We start from the raw sequence: 20,171 nt of genomic DNA, 5'->3' as shown, positions 1-20,171 counted from the left end.
TCCTGGCATGGCGATCCCGCTACTGCAAAAAGCGCTGGTCGGCGCCTACATCGCGCGCAAGCACCTCTCGGGACAGACCCGCTATCCGCTCGCGCTGATGCTCGAGCCGCTCTTTCGCTGCAATCTCGCGTGTGCGGGCTGCGGCAAGATCGACTACCCAAACGAGATCCTGGACCAGCGCCTGTCCACGCGGGAGTGCCTGGACGCGGTCGACGAATGTGGCGCGCCAGTGGTCTCGATCGCCGGCGGCGAACCGCTGCTGCACAAGGACATGCCCGAGATCGTGCGCGGCATCGTGGCGCGCCGCAAGTTCGTGTACCTGTGCACCAACGCGCTTTTGATGGACAAGAAGCTGGAGCAGTACCAGCCCAGTCCGTTTTTCATCTGGTCGGTGCACCTGGACGGCGACGCGCAGATGCACGACCGCTCGGTGTGCCAGCCCGGCGTGTATGAGCGCGCGGTAGCGGCCATCGGCCATGCCAAGGAGCGCGGCTTTCGGGTCAACATCAACTGCACGCTGTTCAACGACGCCCAGCCCGAGCGCGTTGCGCGCTTCTTCGACGAGGTGAAGGCCATGGGCGTGGACGGCATCACCGTCTCGCCCGGCTACGCCTACGAACGCGCACCCGAGCAGCAGCACTTCCTGGCACGCGGCGCCACCCGGCGGCTGTTCCGCGACATCCTGCGGCTGGGCGATGGCGGGCGGCGCTGGTCGTTCAGCCAGTCCAGCCTGTTCCTCGACTTCCTGGCCGGGAACCAGACCTATCACTGCACCCCGTGGGGCAACCCGGCGCGCACCGTGTTCGGCTGGCAGCGCCCGTGCTACCTGCTGGGCGAAGGCTACGTGCGCACCTTCCGCGAACTGATGGAAGAGACGCACTGGGATGCTTACGGCACCGGCCACTACGAAAAGTGCGCGAACTGCATGGTCCACAGCGGCTACGAAGCGACCGCGGTCATGGACACGATCAGGCGTCCGCTCACCGCGTGCCGGGTCGCGCTGTCCGGCGTGCGCACCAGCGGCGACATGGCGCCCGACATCGCCCTGGACGGCCAGCGGCCCGCCGAGTACGTTCACGCACACCACGTCGCGATCAAGGTGGCCGAGATTCGCGGGCGCCGCGCGAACGGCGCCTGAAGGAACGACACGACGATGGCCACGCTCGGCAGCATCCTCGTCCTGGTGTCCACGCTGTACGCGCTGGCCGCGCTGCTGTGCCGTGCGCGCACGTGGCGCGGCACGCCGGCGCAGCCGCGGCCGGTCACGATACTGAAGCCGCTGTGTGGCGCCGAGCCGCGCCTGGAAGCCAACCTTGCCATGCTGTGCGAGCAGGATTGGCCCGAGTACCAGATCGTATTCGGCGTGCGCGACCCGAATGACCCCGCCATCGACGTTGTGCGACGCCTGGTGCGGCGCCATCCCGCGTGCGACATCGCCCTGGTGGTGGACGCGCACACGTACGGCACCAACTTCAAGGTGAGCAACCTGATCAACATGGCACGGTATGCACGCCATCCCTGGCTCGTCATTGCCGACAGCGACATCGCCGTGCCGAGCGACTACCTGGCGCAGGTGACGGCGCCGCTGGCCGATGCGCACACCGGCATCGTCACCTGCCTGTACCGTGGCCGCGCATTCGGCGGCTTCTGGAGCCGCGTGGGTGCGCTCTTCATCGACACCTGGTTCGCGCCGTCCGTGCGCGTGGCAAGCGCGTTCGGCAGCACGGCGTTCGGCTTCGGCGCCACGATTGCGCTGCGCGCCGACACGCTGCGGGCGATCGGTGGCTTCGAAGCCTTGCGCAACAGGCTGGCGGACGACTACTGGCTCGGCGCACTCACGCGCGAACTGGGTCTGGCCACCGTGCTGTCGCCGCTGTGCGTGGCCACCGAGGTGGTCGAGCACAGCTTTGCCGAACTATGGACACGCGAACGGCGCTGGCTGCAAACGATCCGCTCGATCAACCCGGCCGGCTATGCGTTCTCGTTCATCACCTTCACCTTTCCCATGATCGCGCTCGGGCTGTGGCTGAGCCCCGGCAGCTGGCCCGCGGCCTTGGTGGCTGGCGTGGCACGCTGCACGCTGCACCTGCGCCGCCCTGCACCACGGCTCGTGCTTTACGCGCCACTGCGCGACTGCCTGCTGCTCGTGGCCTGGTGCGCAGGGTTTGCCGGCGCCACCACGCGCTGGCGCCGCCAGGCGGTGCCGATCGACGCGCCACGCCCGCACCTGACGAGAGGACCGATCCGATGAAGACCCTGTTCCTGCAAGCGCCCTCCTTCGACGGCTTCGACGGCGGCGCCGGCTCGCGCTACCAGGCCAAACGCGAGATCCGCTCGTTCTGGTACCCCACATGGCTGGCCCAGCCCGCCGCGCTGGTGCCCGGCAGCCGCCTGCTCGACGCGCCCGCCGATGGCCTGTCGGTCGCGCAAGCGCTCGCAATCGCCAGCGAGTACGAACTCGTCATCCTGCACACCAGCACGCCGTCGTTCCCCACGGACGCGCGGTTTGCGGAACTGCTCAAGGAGCGCAATGCGGCCACGCTGGTGGGCATGGTCGGCGCCAAGGTTGCCGTCGATGCCGAAGGATCGCTGCGCGCCAGCCGCGCCATCGACTTCGTCGCGCGCGAGGAATTCGACTACACCTGCCGCGACATCGCGCAAGGCATGCCGCTGACGCAGGTTGACGGCATCAGCTACCGCGCGCCGGACGGCGCCATCTGCCACAACCCGCCGCGCGCAATGATCGAAAACATGGACGAGCTGCCCTTCGTCTCGCCGGTGTACAAGCGCGACCTGGACATCCACAACTACTTCATCGGCTACCTCGACTACCCGTACGTGTCGCTGTACACCGGGCGCGGCTGCCGCTCGCGCTGCACCTTCTGCCTGTGGCCGCAGACGGTTGGCGGCCACCGCTACCGCACCCGCTCGCCGGAGAACGTGCTGGAAGAGGTCCGCTGGATCAAGGAGAACATGCCCGAGGTGAAGGAGATCATGTTCGACGACGACACCTTCACCGACTTCAGGCCGCGCGCCGAGGAGATCGCGCGCGGGCTGGGCAAACTGGGCGTGACATGGTCGTGCAATGCCAAGGCCAACGTACCCTACTCCACGCTGAAGGTCATGAAGGACAACGGGCTGCGCCTGCTGCTGGTCGGCTACGAGTCCGGCGACGACCAGATCCTCCTGAACATCAAGAAGGGCCTGCGCACCGACATCGCGCGCCGCTTTGCCGCCGATTGCAAGGCGCTCGGCATCACCGTGCACGGCACATTCATCCTGGGCCTGCCGGGCGAAACGCGCGAGACCATCGCCAAATCGATTGCGTTCGCCAAGGAGATCAACCCGCACACGATCCAGGTGTCGCTGGCGGCGCCCTATCCCGGCACGCGGCTGTACGAGCAGGCGGTCGAGAACGACTGGATTCCGCCCAACAGGACCATCAACCTGGTCAACGAAAGCGGCGTGCAGCTGGCGGCGATCAGCTACCCGCACCTGTCCAGCGAAGAGATCTATCACGGCGTCGAGGCGTTCTACAAGAGCTTCTACTTCCGGCCCACCAAGATCTGGGAGATCGTCAGCGAGATGGTGGGCAGCTGGGACATGACGCGCCGCCGCCTGCGCGAGGGCGTCGAGTTCTTTCACTTCCTGCGCTCGCACGGGGCGACCCACTCGTGAGGAAAAGGTGGCCGCGCGTGATCCGGGCCTGATCATCACGGCCGACGACTTTGGTCTCCACGTGAGCGTGAACCTGGCGGTGGAGCGCGCCTTTCGGGAAGGCGTGCTGACCACGGCCAGCCTCATGGTCGGCGCACCGGCCGCCGCCGACGCGATCGCGCGTGCGAAAGCCAACCCGAGCCTGCGCGTGGGACTGCACCTGGTGCTGGCCGATGGCCGGGCGACACTGCCGCCCCGCGCCATTCCCGACCTCGTGGACGCCGACGGTAACTTCGGCGCCCGGATGGTGCGCGAAGGCTTTCGCTTCTTCCTGCTGCCGGCGGTGCGCCGCCAGCTGGCCGCCGAAATCAGCGCGCAGTTCGAAGCTTTTGCCGCCTCGGGCCTGGCGCTCGATCACGTGAACGCGCACCGGCACTTTCACTTGCATCCCACCATTTTGTCGATGATGATCGATATCGGCCGCCCGTTCGGCCTGCGCGCCATCCGCCTGCCGCGCGAAGCGCACACTCCGGCATGGCTGGCGCCGTGGCTGGCCCTGCTCGCCCGGCGGCTTGCGGCAGCGGGCATCGGGTACAACGACTACACGCTCGGCATCCGCCAGTCCGGCAGGTTCGACGAGCATGCATTGCTGGCCGCGCTGTCGCACCTGCCGGCGCGCGGCATCGGCGAGATCTACCTGCACCCGGCCACCCAGTCCGGCAGCGCGGTGTCGCGTGCCGCGCCCGGTTACCGCCATGCGGACGAGCTGGCGGCGCTTACCTCGCCGCGTGTCCTGCGCGTGCACCACATGCTGCGCCAGCACGGCTTTCGGTTCGGCGGATTTGCGGACCTGGCCCATGCGCCATGAAGCGGCTGGTGGTGTTGGGCGGCATGGCCGGGCTGCTGCTGCTCACGGCACTGGTGCTGTACGAAGGCTGGCCCGCGATCGTCGCCGCGTTCCGCCGCGCCGGCTGGCCGCTGCTGTGGCTTGTGCCGTTCCACGTCGTCCCGCTGCTCTTCGATACCCAAGCCTGGCTCGTGCTGCTGGAGCCGATCAATCGCGCAGGGCACGCCAGCTACGGCTTTCTGCTGTGGGTGGCCTCCGTGCGCGAGGCTGTGGCGCGGCTGCTGCCATCGGTCGGCATCGGCGGCGAAGTGGTCGGGATCCGGCTCGTGCGGCTGCGCCTGTCCGACAGCACGGCCATCGCCGCGACCATCATCGTCGAAGTGATGGTGACGATCACGGTGCTGTACGTATTCAGCGGCGTTGGGTTGCTGCTCATCGTACACCTGGCGTCGGAGCTGGGTCACGTCTGGCTCATTGCCGCCAGCCTGCTGCTGACATTGCCGCTGCCGTTGCTGGCATACTGGATGCTGCGCCGCGGGTCGGTCTTCGCGCGCCTGCAGGACCTGGCCGCGCGGCTGCTGGGCAAACGGAGCCAGATCGCACTCAGGCTCGACGCCGTGGGCCTCGACGCCCAGGTGGCGCACCTGTTCGACCAGCCGCGCCGGCTGCTGCGGGCGCTCGGCTGGCAGTTCCCGGGCTACCTCATCGGCTCGTTCGAGACCTGGTTCGCCCTCGACCTGCTCGGCCACCCGGTTGACATCACCGCGGCGGTGGCAATCGAAGCGCTGACCCAGGCCACGCGCCACGCCGCGTTCCTCGTGCCCGCCGGGCTGGGCGTGCAGGAAGCGGCCGTGGTCCTGTTTGGCTACCTGGCCGGTGTCGGCGGCGACGTGGCGCTGTCGCTCGCATTGGTCAAGCGCATGCGCGAGACACTGTTCGGCGTGCCTGCCCTGCTGTCGTGGCAATGGGTCGAGACGCGCCAGCTGCGCGCACGCAGGGCGGGCAACTAGGCGTTCGCCTCGTTGTGGGCGACCAGGTACTTGATCAGCCCGTCGATCCCGCCCTTTGCCAGCTGGCCAGCAAACTGCTGGCGGTACACCACGATCATCCACGCACCCATCATGTTGATGTCGTAGATCTTCCAGCCGGCGTCGGTCTTGTGCACGCGGTAGTCGATCGGCATCGTATCGCCGCCGCTGACCACCTGGGTACGCACCACGGCATCCGTTGCCGAGGACGGCAAGGCCGCCATCGGCGGGTACTTGAACTGCGTCTGCTGCCCACGGATCTGCATCAGCTGGGTGGCGTAGGTCCGCGCGAGCAAGGTCTGGAACTGCCTGAAGAGTGCGTCGCGCTGCGCCTGCGTCGCCTTGGCCCAGGCCTCCTTGCCCACCGCATACTGGGTGGTGAGCATGAAGTCGGTGTTGGGCAGGAACTTCTGCTGCACGATCCGGTAGATCCTGTCGGCGTCGCCCTTGGCTGCGACCGGGTCGTTGTGGATCGCCGCCATCACGCCGTCGATGGTGGCCCGCACCATGCGGTCGGGCCGGCTTTCGTTCTGCTGGGCTTGAACATGGGACGCGGCGACAACCAGCGCCACCGGTATCCAGACGTAAGGTTTCATGGTGATCCCTCCGCGAACGGCATGCGGCCAAGTATAGCGCGCGCGGTCGCAGTCGCGAGCCGCGTTCGCTGGTCTAACTGGCTTGTCGTGCCCGTGTTCGCCGCACACATGCTGACCACCGCCATCTGCAAAACCATCGACACCTCGGTCCGCCATTCATGGCTGGTGATTGGCGTGTTCGTGGTGCTCGTCGCAGCCAGCGTCGTGTATGTCGCCCGCCATTTCGCCATCAACACGGACGTCGGCACGCTGATCAATCCCGATGCCCAATGGGCGCGGCGCGACGCCATGATCAGCGCCGCCTTCCCGCAGCGCAGCGACACGACACTGGTGGTTGTGCGCGCCCCGGCGCCCGAGTTTGCCTCACAAGCCGCACGCGAGCTGGCACAACGCCTGCGCGCACAGCATGCACTGTTCCGGTCGGTCGGCCTTGGCGCCGACAGCGATTTCTTTGCGCGCAATGGCCTGCTGTTCCTTTCGGTGGAGCAGATCGCCGCACTGCACCAGCAACTGACCGACGCCCGGCCGCTGTTGAACGCGCTGGCACACGACCCGTCGCTGCGCGGGCTGTCCAACCTGCTGGCAGTGACGCTCCTCACGCCGCTGCAAACCGGACAGCTCAAGCTGGCCGACATGGCGCCGCTGCTGGACAAGACCGCCGACGTGGTGGACACAGCGCTGGTGGGCCGGCCGGCCGCCCTGTCGTGGACGGCGCTGGCCAACGCGGCCAACCCCGAGGGCGGCGGCGTGCACAGCCTGGTGGAGGTGGTGCCGGTCCTGCGCTTTGACGAGCTGCAGCCGGGCGCCGCTTCGTCGGACGCGATCCGCGCCGCTGCCAACGAATTGCGGCTCGGGCCGCGCTACGGCGCGACAGTGGGCCTGACCGGCTCGGTCCCGCTGTCCGACGACGAGTTCTCCTCGGTGCAGGAGGGTTCGACAATCAGCACCGCGGTCACGTTCGCGTTCGTCCTGCTGATCCTGTGGCTGGCCCTGCGCTCGATGAAGCTGGTAGCGGCGGTGTTCCTGACCATGCTCGGCGGGCTGGCGCTGACGGCGGCCCTGGGCCTGCTGCTGGTCGGTTCCTTCAACATCATCTCGGTTGCGTTCGCCATGCTGTTCGTCGGCATCGGGGTGGACTTCGGCATCCAGTTCGGGATGCGCTTTCGTGCGCGCCTGCTCGAGATCGGCGACACGCACACCGCACTGCTGGCCGTGTCACGCACGATTTCGCTGCCGCTCACGCTCGCCGCGGTGGCGACTGCCATCGGCTTTTTCGCATTCCTGCCTACGGCCTACCGCGGCGTGGCGGAGCTGGGCGAGATCGCGGGCGTGGGCATCCTGTTCGTCGCCTTCCCCACCTGCTTCACCATCCTGCCGGCGCTGATCAAGGTGCTCAACCCGCCGGGCGCATCCTCGATGCCGGGCTACCGCTGGCTGGCCCCGGTGGACCACACGTTCCAGGCCCATCGCAAGGGCCTCCTGTACGGCACCATCGCGGTGGTGCTGGCCGGCGTTCCGTTGCTGTGGCACCTGCATTTCGACTTCAACCCGCTGCACCTGAAAGACCCTTCGAGCGAATCGATGAAAACGCTGCGTCCGCTGGCTGGCACAGGCGAGATCGGCATCGACAACGTGCAGGTGCTCGCGCCCACGCTTGCCGCGGCCAGCGCGCTCGGCGAGCGCGTCGCCCGGCTGTCCGAGGTCTCGCGTGTGATGACGCTGGCAAGCTTCGTCCCCGAGCGGCAGGACGAAAAGCTGGCCCTGATTGCGACGCTCGCCGCCGCCCTCGACCCTGCACTGGCGCAGCCACCCGCGCCAGCAGCCGGCGATAGCGAGCGGGTGTCGGCCTTGCGCTCGGCGGCGCGCGCGCTGCGCAACGCTGCGCTCGATTATCCCGGCGCGGGCGAGGCGCCTGCCCGGCGCCTCGCGGACAACCTCACCGCGCTGGCCAAGGCGCCGCCACAGGCGCGCGACCGCGCGGAGCACGCGCTGGCCGATCCACTCAGGCTTTCGCTGGCATCGCTGCGGAAAGCGCTGCATCCGCAACGGGTTACGCTGGACAACGTGCCGCCCGAATTGCGGCGCGACTGGGTGGCGCGCGACGGGCGCGCGCTGCTGGACATCGCACCACGCAAGGCGCCAGGCGTCGCCCCCGGCGACGACACCCAACTGCGCAATTTCGCGGACGCCGTGCAGCGCGTGGCCCCAGGCGCGACCGGCGGGCCGATCTCCGTGCTCAACGCCGCGCACGTGGTGGTGCAGGCGTTCATCCACGCGGCGCTGCTGGCCGTGCTGGCAATCACGGTGCTGTTGTGGATCACCTTTCGCCGTGTCGATGACGTGCTGCTCACGATGGTGCCGCTGCTTGTGTCCGGGCTGTTCACGCTCGAGCTGTGTGTTCTCCTGAACATCAAGCTTAACTTCGCCAACATCATTGCGCTGCCCTTGCTGCTCGGCGTGGGCGTCGCCTTCAAAATCTATTACGTGATGGCCTGGCGCGGCGGCGCCACCGAGCTGCTGCAGCACGGGCTGACGCAGGCGATCATCCTGTCGGCCGCCACCACCGGCACGGCCTTCGGCAGCCTGTGGCTGTCCAACCATCCCGGGACCGCCAGCATGGGCAAGCTGCTGGTGCTCGCGCTCGGATGCACGCTGATCGGCGCGGTGTTCTTCCAGCCCATTTTGATGGGCAAGCCGCGAGCCAAACCAAGGAGCAAGTGATGAACAAAAACCGCAGCGCCGGCGCACTCGCCATGGCCGGCCTCCTCGCCATTGGCGGTTGCGCCACGGGGCCGGACCGCAACCCGCAGGATCCGCTCGAGCCGCTCAACCGGGCAACCTACCGCTTCAACGACGCCCTCGACCGCGCCGTCGCCAAGCCGGTGGCCAAGGGCTACAACAAGGTGGTGCCGCAGCCGGTGCGCACGGCGGTCGACAATTTCTTCGCCAACCTGGGCGACGTGACCGTGATGTTCAACGACTTCCTTCAGCTGCGCATCTCCGACGGCATGCAGGACCTGGCGCGGGTGGCGGTCAACACCACCTTCGGCATCCTGGGCACGATCGACATCGCCACGCCGGCTGGCATCGAGCGCCACGACCAGGACTTCGGCCTTACCCTCGCCCATTACGGCATGCCCTCCGGGCCTTACCTGGTGCTGCCGCTGTTTGGCCCGAGCACCTTCCGCGACGCCGCCGGCTTCGGTGTGGACCAGTACATGGCGCCCGTGAACCAGACCGAGCCGGCCACGCGCAATACGCTGTGGGGCGTCGATTTCATCAGCACGCGGGCACGCTACCTGAACGCCACAAACTTGCTGGAAGAAGCGGCACTGGACAAGTACCTTTTCACGCGCGACGCCTGGCTCGGCCACCGGCGCGCGCAGGAACGCGGTGGGCAGGAACAGGAGCTGCCTGAATACGAGCGCGAGGCCGCGCCGGGGCAGCCTCAAGGTAGGTAAGCGAAGAGCGGCCCCGCCAGCGCGCGGGCGCGGACGAGGCCGCGACGCGCGGCGCGTGCGTCCGTCGCCAGCGCGAACACGGCCCCTGCCTGGCCCGGATGCGCCGCAAGCGAACGCAGGAACGGTCCGGCCGCAATGCCGCCGTCCTCCTTCATCGCCGCGATGGCGCACGGCGGCAGGTTGCGTGCGGCCGGATCGACCACCACGCGCAATGCGACGAAAGGCAAGCCGTGTCGGGCCGCGATGCGCGCGACGTGGTGCGACTCCATGTCCGCCGCGCGCGCGCCGCTTGCCGCCCACAGCCGCGACTTCTCCTCCCGGCTGGCCACGGGATCATCGACGCATGCGAGCACACCGCCGTGCGCCGCCGGCAGCCGCTCGCGCAGCGCACGCAGCCAGCGCGGATCCGGTACGAGCGAGCCACCCGGCCACAGCACCTGGTCCGCGAGCAGGCAATCGCCGGGCGCGAGCGCGGGATCGAGGCCGGCAGCGCAGCCAAAGCTGACGATGCCCGCGCAGCCTGCGGCAGCGCGCGCCAGCTCGGGCAGCAGTGCGATCGCGGCGCCCGTTGCGCAAAAGGTTTGCACCCCGGGGCCGCGCGCGATCGCGGCTTCGAAATGAAGGCCGCACACCGCGATCACATGGCGGGCAGGCTGGCTCACATCCCCAGGCCCACGTTGCGGCTGCCCTGCTGCTTCAGCCTCCGATAGCGGGCCAGCGCCCACAGGGGAAAATAGCGCGCATAGCCGTGGTAGCGCAGGTAGAACACGCGCTCGAACCCGGTCGCGGTATGGCACGGTTCGTCCCACAACCCGTCCTTGCGCTGTTCGCGCACCAGCCAGTCGATCCCCCGCGCCACCGCCGCGTGGTCGATGGCCCCGGCCGCGATCAGTCCAAGCACTGCCCAGGCAGTCTGCGACGGCGTACTGGGCGCTGGCCGGTAGCCGTCGTAGTCGAGCGCATAGCTGCTGCCGTCCTCGCCCCAGCCGCCGTCCGGATTCTGCACCGCCGCCAGCCAGGCCGCCGCGCGCGCCACCGGGCGCGCACCGGCATCCACGCCCGCGGCGCCCAGCGCGCACAGGGCACTCCATGTGCCGTAGATGTAATTCATCCCCCAGCGCCCGTACCAGCTGCCGTCCTTCTCCTGCGCGCGCAGCAGCCAGCGCAGCGCGCGCCTGCCCGCTGCCGGCGCGGCGTTGAGCTGGGCCAGCATCGACAGGCAGCGCGCGGACACGTCGGCCGTCGGTGGATCGAGCAGGGCCCCATGGTCGGAAAACGGGATGTTGTTCAGGTAGCGGCAGGTATTGTCCGCGTCGAAGGCGCCCCAGCCGCCGCAGCGGCTTTGCATGCCGACCACCCATTCGCAAGCACGCGCAACCGCATCCCCGTAGGCCGCCGCCGGGTCCATCGACATCGCCCGGTGCATGGCCATTGCCACCACCGCCGTGTCATCCACATCCGGGTAGGCCGGGTTCGCGTACTGGAATGCCCAACCTCCCGGGCGCAGGTCCGGCCGGCGCTCGCTCCAGTCGCCGGCCAGGTCGAGCACTTGCAGCTGGCGCAGCCAGTCCAATGCGCGCCGGGCGGCAGCGCTGGCCGCCGGCTCGCCGCATTCCAGCAGCGCGTGGCACATGAGCGCGGTGTCCCACACGGGCGACAGGCACGGCTGGCAGTAGGTCTCGTCGCCGCGATCGACCAGCAGTCGTTCGACCGCATCGCGCGCGGTGGCCGCACCAGTGCGTTCGCCCAGCACCTCGAACATCAACAGAGCATTGACCATCGCCGGAAAGATGCCGCCCAGCCCGTGCTCGCCGTTCAGGCGCTCGCGGACGAAGGCGGCAGCGGTCTGAATCGCGTGTTCGCGCAGCGAGGCCGCCAGTTGCCGCTCCGCCCACCGCAACTGGGCATCGACCGAGCGGAACAGCGCGTACCAGAACCTGCGCTGGTGCGGGGCGCGCGGCGCCAGGCGCAGCGTGTCCGGCGCCTCGATGAACAGCTCGTCGATGCGCACGCGGCGCGGGTTGCGCGCGCGCGGCCTGAGCGCGGCCAGCACCAGCAGCGGAACCAGCACCGTGCGCGTCCAGTACGAGACCCGCGACAGGTGAAACGGAAACCAGCGCGGCAGCAGCGCAATCTCCACCGGCATGCATGGCACCGACGCCCACGGCACCTGGCCGAACAGGGCCAGCAGCACCCGGGTAAAGACATTGCAGCGCTCCGCGCCACCATGCGCGCGTATCGCTGCACGTGCCCGTCTCATGTGCGGCGCGTGCGGCGAGTCGCCGATCATCTTGAGCGCAAAATAGGCCTTCACGCTCGCGCTCGGGTCATAGGGTCCGCCGTGGAACAGCGGCCAGCCGCCATCCTCGTTCTGGATGCGCCGCAGGTAGCGTGCGATGCGCGCCTCGCGCGCCGCAATGGGCGGCTCGCCAAGGTAGTGCACCATCAGCACGTACTCGGACGGGATGGTCGCGTCGGCTTCCAGCTCGTACACCCAATGGCCGTCGCTCTTTTGCTCTGCCAGCACCGCGGCCAGCGCCCGCTGCACGGCCTGATGCACGGCGACGGACCTGGTCCGGGCGATGGCGGCTGGCAGCGGAGTGGCAAAGTCGGGATGGCGCATGGTCACGGACACGGGCACCGCCGGCGGCAATCACATCAGGTGGCGCAGCAGGATGCCGATCTTCTGCACCCGTGGCACCTTGACCGGCGCGCGTGGCGCCTCCCATCCACGCGCGAGCAGCCGCGCCAGCACCGCCTGGTAGGCCGCACTCATCATGTGCGCGGTGCGGCAACGGCTGTGCCTGAGAATCGCTTCGGCATGACGAAAATGCGCCTGCACCTGCGGGACGACGCGCGCACAGGCATCCGGCAGCGCCGGGTCGTCCACGATACCGGCCGCGCTGCCCGGCGCCACGCCCGCACCGCGCAGCGCCTCGCCTGGCAGGTACACCCGGCCCAGCGCGGCGTCCTCGTCGATGTCGCGCAGGATGTTGGTCAGCTGTAGCGCGCGCCCAAGATGATGGGCCAGCGCGATGCCGTCGGCGCGTGGCATGCCGAACACCTTCACGGACAGGCGGCCGACGGCGCTGGCCACGCGGTCGCAGTACAGGTCGAGCGTGGCGGCGTCGGGCGCGCACAGCGGTTCGCCGCCGGCGTCCATCAGCATCCCGTCGATCACGCTGTGGAAGTCCTCGCGCGCAAGGCCGTACTCTTCGATGTGCCGGCCCAGCACACGCAGCCCTGCCGGCGCCTGGCCGCCGTAGCAGTCGTCGATGTCGCGCCGCCACTGCTCCAGTCCTGCGCGCCGCACGTGGGCAGGCGCCAGGCTGTCGGCAATGTCGTCCACCGCGCGGCAGAATCCGTAAATCGAGAACATGGCGTCGCGCCTGGGCGCCGGCAGCAGCCGCATCGCCAGATAGAACGAGCTGCCTGCCGCAGCCGGCGAGCCCGCGCCCATGGAAAGCGATTGTGCGTGCATGGCCACCCCTTGCCCCGGCTGCTCACCCGTTGCTGACGACAAGGCGCGGCTCGGCCGTGCCGAAGCGCTGCCGGATCGACGCGGCGATTCCCTTGGCGTCCAGGCCGACGCTGGCCAGCAGCAGCGCCGGATCGCCATGCTCGATGAAGCGGTCGGGCAGGCCCAGCATCAACAAGGGCTTCACCACGCCGGCCGCGGCCAGCGCTTCCGCCACCGCCGCCCCGGCCCCACCCATCACGCTCCCCTCCTCCACCGTGACGACCCGCGCGTGCTCGCGCGCCAGTCGCACGGCCAGCTCCACGTCCAGCGGTTTGATGAAGCGCATGTTGGCCACCGTCGCCCCCAGCTCGGCGCCCGCCGCCAGGCTGGGCGCCACCATCGAACCGAACGCGAGAATCGCGATGTCCTTGCCCTGCCGGCGCACCTCGGCCTTGCCCAGTTCAATGGCCGACAGCTCGCGCTCGACAGGCACTCCCGGCCCCGCCCCGCGCGGATAGCGCACCGCAGCCGGGCCGGGATAGTGGAAGGCAGTCGTCAACATGCGCCGGCATTCGTTCTCGTCCGATGCCGCCATCAGCACCATGTGCGGCACGCAACGCACGAAAGCGATGTCGTAGTTCCCCGCGTGCGTGGCGCCGTCCGGCCCTACCAGCCCGGCGCGGTCGAGCGCAAAAGTCACGTCCAGGTTCTGCAGCGCCACGTCGTGGATCAGCTGGTCGTAGGCGCGCTGCAAAAAGGTCGAATAGATCGCCACCACCGGTTTCATCCCTTCCGCCGCGAGGCCGGCGCCGAATGTCACCGCGTGCTGCTCGGCGATGCCAACGTCGAAATACCGCTCGGGGAACCGCTGCTCGAAGCGCACCAGCCCCGAACCTTCGCGCATCGCAGGCGTAATGCCGACCAGGCGCCGGTCCACGGCCGCCATGTCGCACAGCCATTCGCCGAACACTTCGGTGTAGGTCGTGCGCGACTGCGCCGGCACGATGCCCACGCTGGGATTGAACTTGCCGGTGCCGTGGTAGAGGATCGGATCGGCCTCGGCCAGCTTGTAGCCCTGCCCCTTCTTTGTGACCACGTGCAGGAACTGCGGCCCCTTGAGGTCGCGGATATTCTGCAGCGTGGGCACCAGGGCGTCCAGGTCGTGGCCGTCGATGGGGCCGATGTAGTGAAAGCCGAATTCCTCGAACAGCGTGGCCGGCGGCACCACCATGCCCTTGGCGTGCTCCTCGATGCGGCGCGCCAGCTCGCGCACCGGCCCCGGCAACCTGCGGCTCACGTTGCGCGCCGCCGCGTAGAAGCGGCCCGACATCAGCCGCGCCAGGTAGCCGTTCAGGGCCCCCACCGGCGGCGAGATCGACATGTCGTTGTCGTTCAGGACCACCAGCAGGTCCAGGTCCTCATCGATGCCGGCGTTGTTCAGCGCCTCGAACGCCAGCCCCGCGCTCATGGCGCCGTCGCCGATCACCGCGATCGCCTTGCAGTGCTCGCCCTTCAGGCGCGCGGCATGCGCCATGCCCAGCGCGGCCGAGATCGAGGTGGACGAGTGCGCCGTGCCGAAGGTGTCGTAGCGGCTTTCGTCGCGCCGCGGGAAGCCAGAAATGCCGCCCAGCTGGCGCAACGTGTGCATGCGCTCGCGCCGGCCGGTGAGGATTTTATGGGGGTAGGTCTGGTGCCCGACGTCCCATACCAGGCGGTCGCGCGGCGTATCGAACACGTAGTGCAGCGCGATCGTCAGCTCCACCGTTCCCAGGTTCGATGACAGGTGCCCGCCGGTTTGCGACACCGAATCGAGCAGGAACTGGCGCAGTTCGTCCGCCAGCGGCCGCAGTAGCTCCGGAGGCAGCTTGCGCAGCTGTGCCGGATCGTTGATTGACTCGAGAAGATTCATTGCGCCTTCCTCCGCACGATGCTCCGCGCGCGAGCCGGCCTGCGCATCCAGTGCCCCGCCACCGGAATGGATGTGGCGGCATGCGGCGGGCGTGCTGGCCAGTCAAGCACCCATTCTAGAACGATCACACGATGCCGGCATCGCGCGCCAACCCAAGCGTGCACGCAAAAGCACGCGGGAAACAAGGACACCATTTGCGGCTCAGGTGGCGCGCGCTTCGACGATCGCCGGATTGAAGCGCCGCAGCCCTTCCTCGGCGCGCGCGCGTTCGGCGGCATCATGCGTATCGACCGTCACCACATAGCCGCCGCGGCGCACCGCTTCGGCGTAGAGATTGCTGTGCGAGGTATCGCGCGCGCCGAACAGTCCCGTGAACAGGGTCTGCATCTTGAAGCTGACCGAGTTCGGATCGGTGTGCGGCGTGGCGCTGCGCTCTCTCAGCGGTATCTCGTGGTCGGGCACGAGCTGGACCGCGGTCCATGAAAAGCCGGACGCGATCAATTCGTTCTTGGCCGAGAACGCAGGGCCGAACTCCTCGAACACGCCGACGACGGTCGTGGTCATGATGACTTCCCTTTCAAGTGGCAATATGGCTTGGACCGCTGCCACCGCCGGTCGTCACCGCATGGCTCAGCGGCGCCGCTCGCGCAGCCGCGAAATCGCCGCCAGCTGCGCGATAGCCTCGGCCAGCTCGGCCTGCGCCTTGGCGTAGTCCACCGTTGCGGTGCGATTGGCCAGCGTCTCCTCGGCCTGCTTGCGCGCTTCGTTCGCCTTGGCCTCGTCCAGGTCGCGCCCGCGGATCGCGGTCTCGGCCAGCACCGTCACCGCCGTCGGCTGCACGTCCAGGATGCCGCCGGCAACGAACACCAGCTCCTCCTCGCCGCTGCCGGCCAGCTTGATGCGCACCGAGCCGGGCCGGATGCGCGTGATGAGCGGCGTGTGCATCGGGTAGATGCCCAGTTCGCCGGCCTCGCCGGGCAGCGCCACGAACTCGGCGTCGCCGGAAAAGATCTCCTCCTCGGCCGACACGACATCGACGTGCAGCGTTCTCGCTTCGGTTGCCATCGCACCCTCCCGCAGGTTCAGACCGCCGCCGCGCCGGACACGATCTCGGAAATCTCCTTGGTGATCGCAGCCTGGCGGTTTTTGTTGTACAGGAGGTTGAGCTCCCCGATCACGTTGCCGGCGTTGTCGCTCGCGGCCTTCATGGCCATGCGCCGCGCCGACTGCTCGGACGCCATGTTCTCGGCCACCGCGCGATAGATCACCGCCTCCACATAGCGCTGCAGCAGGTCGTCGATGACGGTCTGCGGGTCGGGCTCGTAGATGTATTCCCAGCTGTGCGTGGTCAGCTCGGGGCGCAGCTTTTCGGGCGTGAGCGGCACCAGCTGCTCGGCCACCGGCACCTGGGTCATGCTGTTCACAAAGCGGGTGTAGAAGATGTGCACCTCGTCGATCTCACCCGCGAAGTAGGCGTCCAGCAGCACCTTGATCGGGCCGATCAGGCGGCTCAGGTGCGGCGTGTCGCCCAGCTGGGCGGCCTGCGCCACCACGCGCGCCCCGATACGGTTCAGGAAGCCCAGGCCCTTGTTACCGATCGCGACTGTCGACACGCCCACGTGCGCCGCATCGAGCTCGCGCATCCTGGCCACCAGGTTGCGCAGGATGTTCGTGTTCATGCCGCCGCACAGGCCCTTGTCGGTGGTGACCACCACCAGCCCGGCATTCTTCACCTCGTCGCGGCGGATAATGAATGGGTGGCGGTACTCGGGGTTGGCCTCGGCCAGGTGGCCGGCGATGCGGCGCACCTTGTCGGCATACGGCCGCGCCGAGCGCATCCGCTCCTGCGCCCTGCGCATCTTGGACGCGGCGACCATCTCCATCGCCTTGGTGATCTTGCGGGTGTTCTCGACGCTCCGGATCTTGGTCCGGATGTCCTTGAAGCCAGCCATGACGCGCCTCCTCAGCGCCGCGTGCCGCGCGGCTTGCAGCCATCGTCAGGCCGATCGGGGCAGAACGCAATGAGACCAAAGTCCCATGGAACGTAGGGTGGGCAGGTTTCCTGCCCACGCGTTCAGATGCAGCCGGCAGTCCGAAACGCCAGCTCCGTCTGGACGCGCGGGCAGCCCAGCTGCCCACCCTCCGGCTCAGGCCTGCGCGCCGGTGTTGGCGTTGTCGGCCACCGCCACCAGCTCCTTGAGCATGGCATCGTTGAAGGCCGGGATGTCGTCCGGCTTGCGGCTGGTGATCAGCCTGCCATCCACCACCACCTGCTCGTCGGTCCACTCGGCGCCGGCGTTGGACAGGTCCTGGCGCAGCGTCGGCCAGCTCGTCATGTGCTTGGCTTGTGCCAGGCCGGCGTCGATCAGCGTCCACGGCCCGTGGCAAATCGCGGCGATCGGCTTGTCTTCGTCGCCAAAGTCGCGGATGAAGTTGATCGCCTCTTCGGACAGGCGCAACTGGTCAGGGTTGGCCACGCCCCCCGGCAGCACCAGCATGTCGAAGTCGGACGGACGCGCGTCGCGCACGTCCATCTCGACCCTGAACTTGTCGCCGGGCGTGAGGTGGTTGAAACCCTGGATCTCGTTGCCCGTGCCCTTTGGCGACACCAGCGTGACCTGCGCGCCGTGCTGCTCCAGGAACTTGCGCGGCTCGGTGTATTCAACCTGCTCCACTCCGTCGGTGAGCAGCATTGCCACGTGCTTGCCCTGCAGTTCCTGGCCATTGCCCTGTTGCTGTTCCATGTCATTCTCCCGTTTGTCCTGTGCGACAAATTCTAGGAGCTGGCACGCGGCCGCGGCGCGCGCATGGGAACGGCTGGGCTGCTTACTCCACGCCCAGCGCGCGCATGCGCGCACGCAGCCGGCGGATCTCGTCGCCCAGGTCGATCACCAGCGCGGCCAGCTCTTCGTTGGCGTCGAAATCGCGCTCGATGCGCAGCAGCCGGCGGGCGCGGTCCAGGTCGCCGCTGCGAAAACGCCAGCTGGTCACCTGCACGGAAATCTCGCCGCCCAGCACGCCCGCCTGCACGTGGCGCACCACCCACTCCGGCTCCACATCGACGGCATGCGCCAGCTCTTCCAGGGTGAGGGCGACTTCGTCGAGCAGCACCCCGCTGATCGGTTGGTTCGGTTGCATCGTCATTGCTCCTTAGCGCGGGTTGAAGGCCAGGTCACGCGCCATTTGCTGGTACAGCTCGCGCGCGCGCTCGGTGTTTGCCGGCGGCAGCACGACTTCCAGGATCAGGTACAGGTCGCCCGGCGTGGCGGACGGGATGCCGCGGCCCTTCAGCCTGAGCTTGCGGCCCGGCTGCGAGTTGGGCGGCACCGTCACCTCCACCGGGCCGGACGGCGTTTGCACCGCGATGCCGGCGCCAAGCGCAGCCTCCCACGGCGTGACCGGCACGTTCTGGTACACGTCCGCGCCCTCGATCCGATAGCGCGGATCGGGGTTGAACTGGATTTCCAGGTACAGGTTGCCCGGCGGCCCGCCGCCGATGCCCGGATGCCCCTGCCCGGACAGGCGCAGCTGCTGGCCCGCCGTGACGCCCTTGGGAATGTTCACGTTGAGGGTTTTCTCGCGCATCACCACGTGGCCTTGCGCATCGGCCTCGGGCACGCGCAGGCCGATCGCGCGGGTGGTGCCGCTGTAGGCATCGCCCAGGTCGATGGTGATGGCGGCGTGGATGTCCTCGCCCGGCATCTGGAAGGCGTGCCCGCCGGCGCGCCCCGCCCTGCCCCTGCGCCCCAGGTTGGCAAACAGGTCGGCGAAAATGTCCTCGGTATTGGCGCCCGAGAAATCGTGTTGCGTGCCCCAGTCCGGCGGCGGACGGAACTCCTGGCCTTGCTGGAAACCCTGGCCGAGCTGGTCGTACGCGGTGCGTTTTTCCGCGTCGCCCAGCACACCATAGGCCTCATTGATTTCCTTGGTCTTTTCGTCCGCGTCCTTGTGCTTGCTGACATCAGGGTGGTATTTGCGCACCAGCTTGCGGTACGCCTTCTTGATGTCTTCGGCCGACGCAGTTCGTTCTACGCCAAGAATCTTGTAATAGTCCTTGTATTCCACGCGCGCGCTCCCGATCCGGTGCTCTTGATGGTAACGCCGGGCGGCCTCACCCCTACGCACGGTTCATGCCCGGGATGTTGCAGTCCAGCTACCGAAACTGATAAGTCGTCTACTTTTATCTATCAACAAACAGCAAACAGGTGATAAATTTCTGTCATCAATATTTTGTCCCAACAGGGAAATTTCAAGATGAGCAAATGGGTGAAACGCACCAGCTTCCTGCTGGTCGGGCTGGCCTTGTTGGGCATGGTAACCGCTGTGGTGGGCAAGGCCATCGGCGAGCGCAAAATGGCGCGCGTGGTCGCCTTTCCGCTGCCACCGCTGTCGGTGCCGGTCGACGCCTCGCGCATCGAGCAAGGCCGTTACCTGTACAACACGCGCGGCTGCGCCGAGTGCCACGGCATCAATGGCGCCGGCAAGGTCGTGGTGCGTGACGGCGGCATGTATGTGGTGGCGCCCAACATCACCGGCGGCGAGAACAGCGTCACCCGCGCCTACAAACTGGACGACTGGGTCCGCGTGGTGCGCCACGGCGTGAAGCCCAACGGCAATCCCGTCCAGATGATGCCGAGCGAGGATTACAACCGCCTGACGGACGAAGACATGGCCGCGCTCGTCTCTTTCCTTCAGCAAATGCCCGCTATGGCCGGCGAGCGCGCGCGCATCGACGTGCCGATGCCGGTGAAAGTGCTGTACGGCTTTGGCGTGATCGAGGACGCGGCCGAAAAGATCGACCACCTGAAGCAGCCGCCGCAGCCGGTTCCGGCCGACGTGACGGTGGAATATGGCGCCTACGTGGCCAACACCTGCGTTGGCTGCCACGGCCCGCAACTTTCCGGCGGCAAGATCCCGGGCGGCGCGCCGACGTGGCCGGCGGCTGCGAACCTGACGCCTGGCAAGGGTAGCGCGATGACCCGGTATGCCACGCCGGAACTGTTCATCACGATGCTGCGCACCGGGCGCCGTCCGGACGGGACCGCAATCAGCTCCGTGATGCCGTTCGGCTCGCTGGGCAAGATGAACGAAACGGAGCTGCGCGCGCTGTATGCATACGTGAAGTCGGTGCCGGCGCGCGACGCGGGCCAGCGCTAGGCGGGGTCGCCGTCGTCCCGGCGAAAAGCCGCGACCCATGCCGAGTGTCCCGCCTC

Annotated in this window: 19 protein-coding genes; 8 read left to right on the top strand and 11 right to left on the bottom strand. The window is 68.1% G+C overall.

Annotated elements, in window-relative coordinates; genetic code table 11:
• Window positions 1-7: 7 nt before the first annotated feature.
• Genes hpnH through NX773_RS10185 form a run of 5 tightly spaced genes read left to right on the top strand, consistent with a single transcriptional unit; the run spans window position 8 to window position 5,514 of the window.
• The gene (gene hpnH / locus NX773_RS10205; protein ID WP_258856225.1) at window positions 8-1,138 is read left to right on the top strand and encodes an adenosyl-hopene transferase HpnH; all 1,131 of its coding nucleotides are present in this window, start codon (window positions 8-10) and stop codon (window positions 1,136-1,138) included.
• A 15-nt stretch (window positions 1,139-1,153) separates the two neighbouring features.
• Window positions 1,154-2,251, top strand: coding sequence for a bacteriohopanetetrol glucosamine biosynthesis glycosyltransferase HpnI (gene hpnI / locus NX773_RS10200; protein ID WP_258856224.1), 1,098 nt, complete (start codon window positions 1,154-1,156; stop codon window positions 2,249-2,251).
• Window positions 2,248-3,678, top strand: a complete 1,431-nt coding sequence (gene hpnJ, locus NX773_RS10195; protein ID WP_258856223.1) for a hopanoid biosynthesis associated radical SAM protein HpnJ — start codon at window positions 2,248-2,250, stop codon at window positions 3,676-3,678. Before hpnI ends, hpnJ begins: the two co-directional genes overlap by 4 nt.
• Before the next feature lie 7 nt (window positions 3,679-3,685).
• Window positions 3,686-4,525 carry a hopanoid biosynthesis-associated protein HpnK gene (hpnK, locus tag NX773_RS10190; protein WP_258856222.1) on the top strand — a complete coding sequence of 280 codons (840 nt, stop codon included), beginning with the start codon at window positions 3,686-3,688 and terminating at the stop codon, window positions 4,523-4,525.
• Window positions 4,522-5,514 (top strand): lysylphosphatidylglycerol synthase domain-containing protein, encoded by a 993-nt coding sequence (locus NX773_RS10185; protein WP_258856221.1) that lies wholly within the window; start codon window positions 4,522-4,524, stop codon window positions 5,512-5,514. Before hpnK ends, NX773_RS10185 begins: the two co-directional genes overlap by 4 nt.
• Here the strand turns inward: NX773_RS10185 and NX773_RS10180 are convergent.
• Entirely contained in the window at window positions 5,511-6,128 is a 618-nt protein-coding gene (locus NX773_RS10180; RefSeq protein WP_258856220.1) for an MlaC/ttg2D family ABC transporter substrate-binding protein, read from the bottom strand. The two genes, NX773_RS10185 and NX773_RS10180, sit on opposite strands and share 4 nt — an antisense overlap.
• A 108-nt stretch (window positions 6,129-6,236) precedes the next feature.
• Between NX773_RS10180 and hpnN the strand changes: the two genes are divergently transcribed.
• Complete coding sequence (gene hpnN, locus NX773_RS10175) at window positions 6,237-8,849, top strand: hopanoid transporter HpnN (protein ID WP_258856219.1); 2,613 nt, start codon at window positions 6,237-6,239, stop codon at window positions 8,847-8,849.
• Window positions 8,849-9,589: an MlaA family lipoprotein gene (locus tag NX773_RS10170; protein ID WP_307728522.1), complete on the top strand. Its 741-nt coding sequence runs from the start codon at window positions 8,849-8,851 to the stop codon at window positions 9,587-9,589. Before hpnN ends, NX773_RS10170 begins: the two co-directional genes overlap by 1 nt.
• Here the strand turns inward: NX773_RS10170 and NX773_RS10165 are convergent.
• The 10 genes from NX773_RS10165 to NX773_RS10120 form a co-directional block, all read right to left on the bottom strand.
• On the bottom strand, window positions 9,577-10,251 hold the full coding sequence (locus NX773_RS10165) for a phosphorylase family protein (RefSeq protein WP_258856218.1): 675 nt from the start codon (window positions 10,249-10,251) through the stop codon (window positions 9,577-9,579). The genes NX773_RS10170 and NX773_RS10165 overlap by 13 nt on opposite strands.
• A complete protein-coding gene (shc, locus tag NX773_RS10160; protein WP_258856725.1) occupies window positions 10,248-12,212 on the bottom strand; it encodes a squalene--hopene cyclase in 1,965 nt (654 codons plus the stop codon). Before shc ends, NX773_RS10165 begins: the two co-directional genes overlap by 4 nt.
• Window positions 12,213-12,242: 30 nt before the next feature.
• Window positions 12,243-13,070: a presqualene diphosphate synthase HpnD gene (gene hpnD / locus NX773_RS10155; RefSeq protein ID WP_258856217.1), complete on the bottom strand. Its 828-nt coding sequence runs from the start codon at window positions 13,068-13,070 to the stop codon at window positions 12,243-12,245.
• Window positions 13,071-13,092: 22 nt separating this feature from the next.
• Window positions 13,093-14,958, bottom strand: coding sequence for a 1-deoxy-D-xylulose-5-phosphate synthase (gene dxs / locus NX773_RS10150; protein ID WP_258856216.1), 1,866 nt, complete (start codon window positions 14,956-14,958; stop codon window positions 13,093-13,095).
• Between the two features lie 201 nt (window positions 14,959-15,159).
• The gene (locus NX773_RS10145; protein WP_258856215.1) at window positions 15,160-15,522 is read right to left on the bottom strand and encodes a hypothetical protein; all 363 of its coding nucleotides are present in this window, start codon (window positions 15,520-15,522) and stop codon (window positions 15,160-15,162) included.
• Between the two features lie 66 nt (window positions 15,523-15,588).
• Window positions 15,589-16,023 (bottom strand): F0F1 ATP synthase subunit epsilon, encoded by a 435-nt coding sequence (locus NX773_RS10140; protein ID WP_258856214.1) that lies wholly within the window; start codon window positions 16,021-16,023, stop codon window positions 15,589-15,591.
• Between the two features lie 17 nt (window positions 16,024-16,040).
• Window positions 16,041-16,910, bottom strand: a complete 870-nt coding sequence (gene atpG / locus NX773_RS10135) for a F0F1 ATP synthase subunit gamma (protein WP_258856212.1) — start codon at window positions 16,908-16,910, stop codon at window positions 16,041-16,043.
• A gap of 195 nt (window positions 16,911-17,105) precedes the next feature.
• Window positions 17,106-17,702 (bottom strand): type 1 glutamine amidotransferase domain-containing protein, encoded by a 597-nt coding sequence (locus tag NX773_RS10130; RefSeq protein ID WP_258856211.1) that lies wholly within the window; start codon window positions 17,700-17,702, stop codon window positions 17,106-17,108.
• Window positions 17,703-17,784: 82 nt separating this feature from the next.
• Complete coding sequence (locus tag NX773_RS10125) at window positions 17,785-18,096, bottom strand: chaperone modulator CbpM (RefSeq protein WP_258856210.1); 312 nt, start codon at window positions 18,094-18,096, stop codon at window positions 17,785-17,787.
• A 12-nt stretch (window positions 18,097-18,108) separates the two neighbouring features.
• A complete protein-coding gene (locus tag NX773_RS10120) occupies window positions 18,109-19,023 on the bottom strand; it encodes a DnaJ C-terminal domain-containing protein (RefSeq protein ID WP_258856209.1) in 915 nt (304 codons plus the stop codon).
• A 201-nt stretch (window positions 19,024-19,224) separates the two neighbouring features.
• Here NX773_RS10120 and NX773_RS10115 point away from each other — a divergent pair, with 201 nt between their 5' ends.
• Window positions 19,225-20,115, top strand: coding sequence for a c-type cytochrome (locus NX773_RS10115; protein ID WP_258856208.1), 891 nt, complete (start codon window positions 19,225-19,227; stop codon window positions 20,113-20,115).
• Window positions 20,116-20,171: the final 56 nt, after the last annotated feature.

This window comes from Massilia solisilvae, assembly GCF_024753215.1.
GTDB lineage: Bacteria > Pseudomonadota > Gammaproteobacteria > Burkholderiales > Burkholderiaceae_D > Telluria > Telluria solisilvae.
Note: the sequence above shows the minus strand (reverse complement) of the source record. Positions and strands in the feature narration are given on the sequence as shown.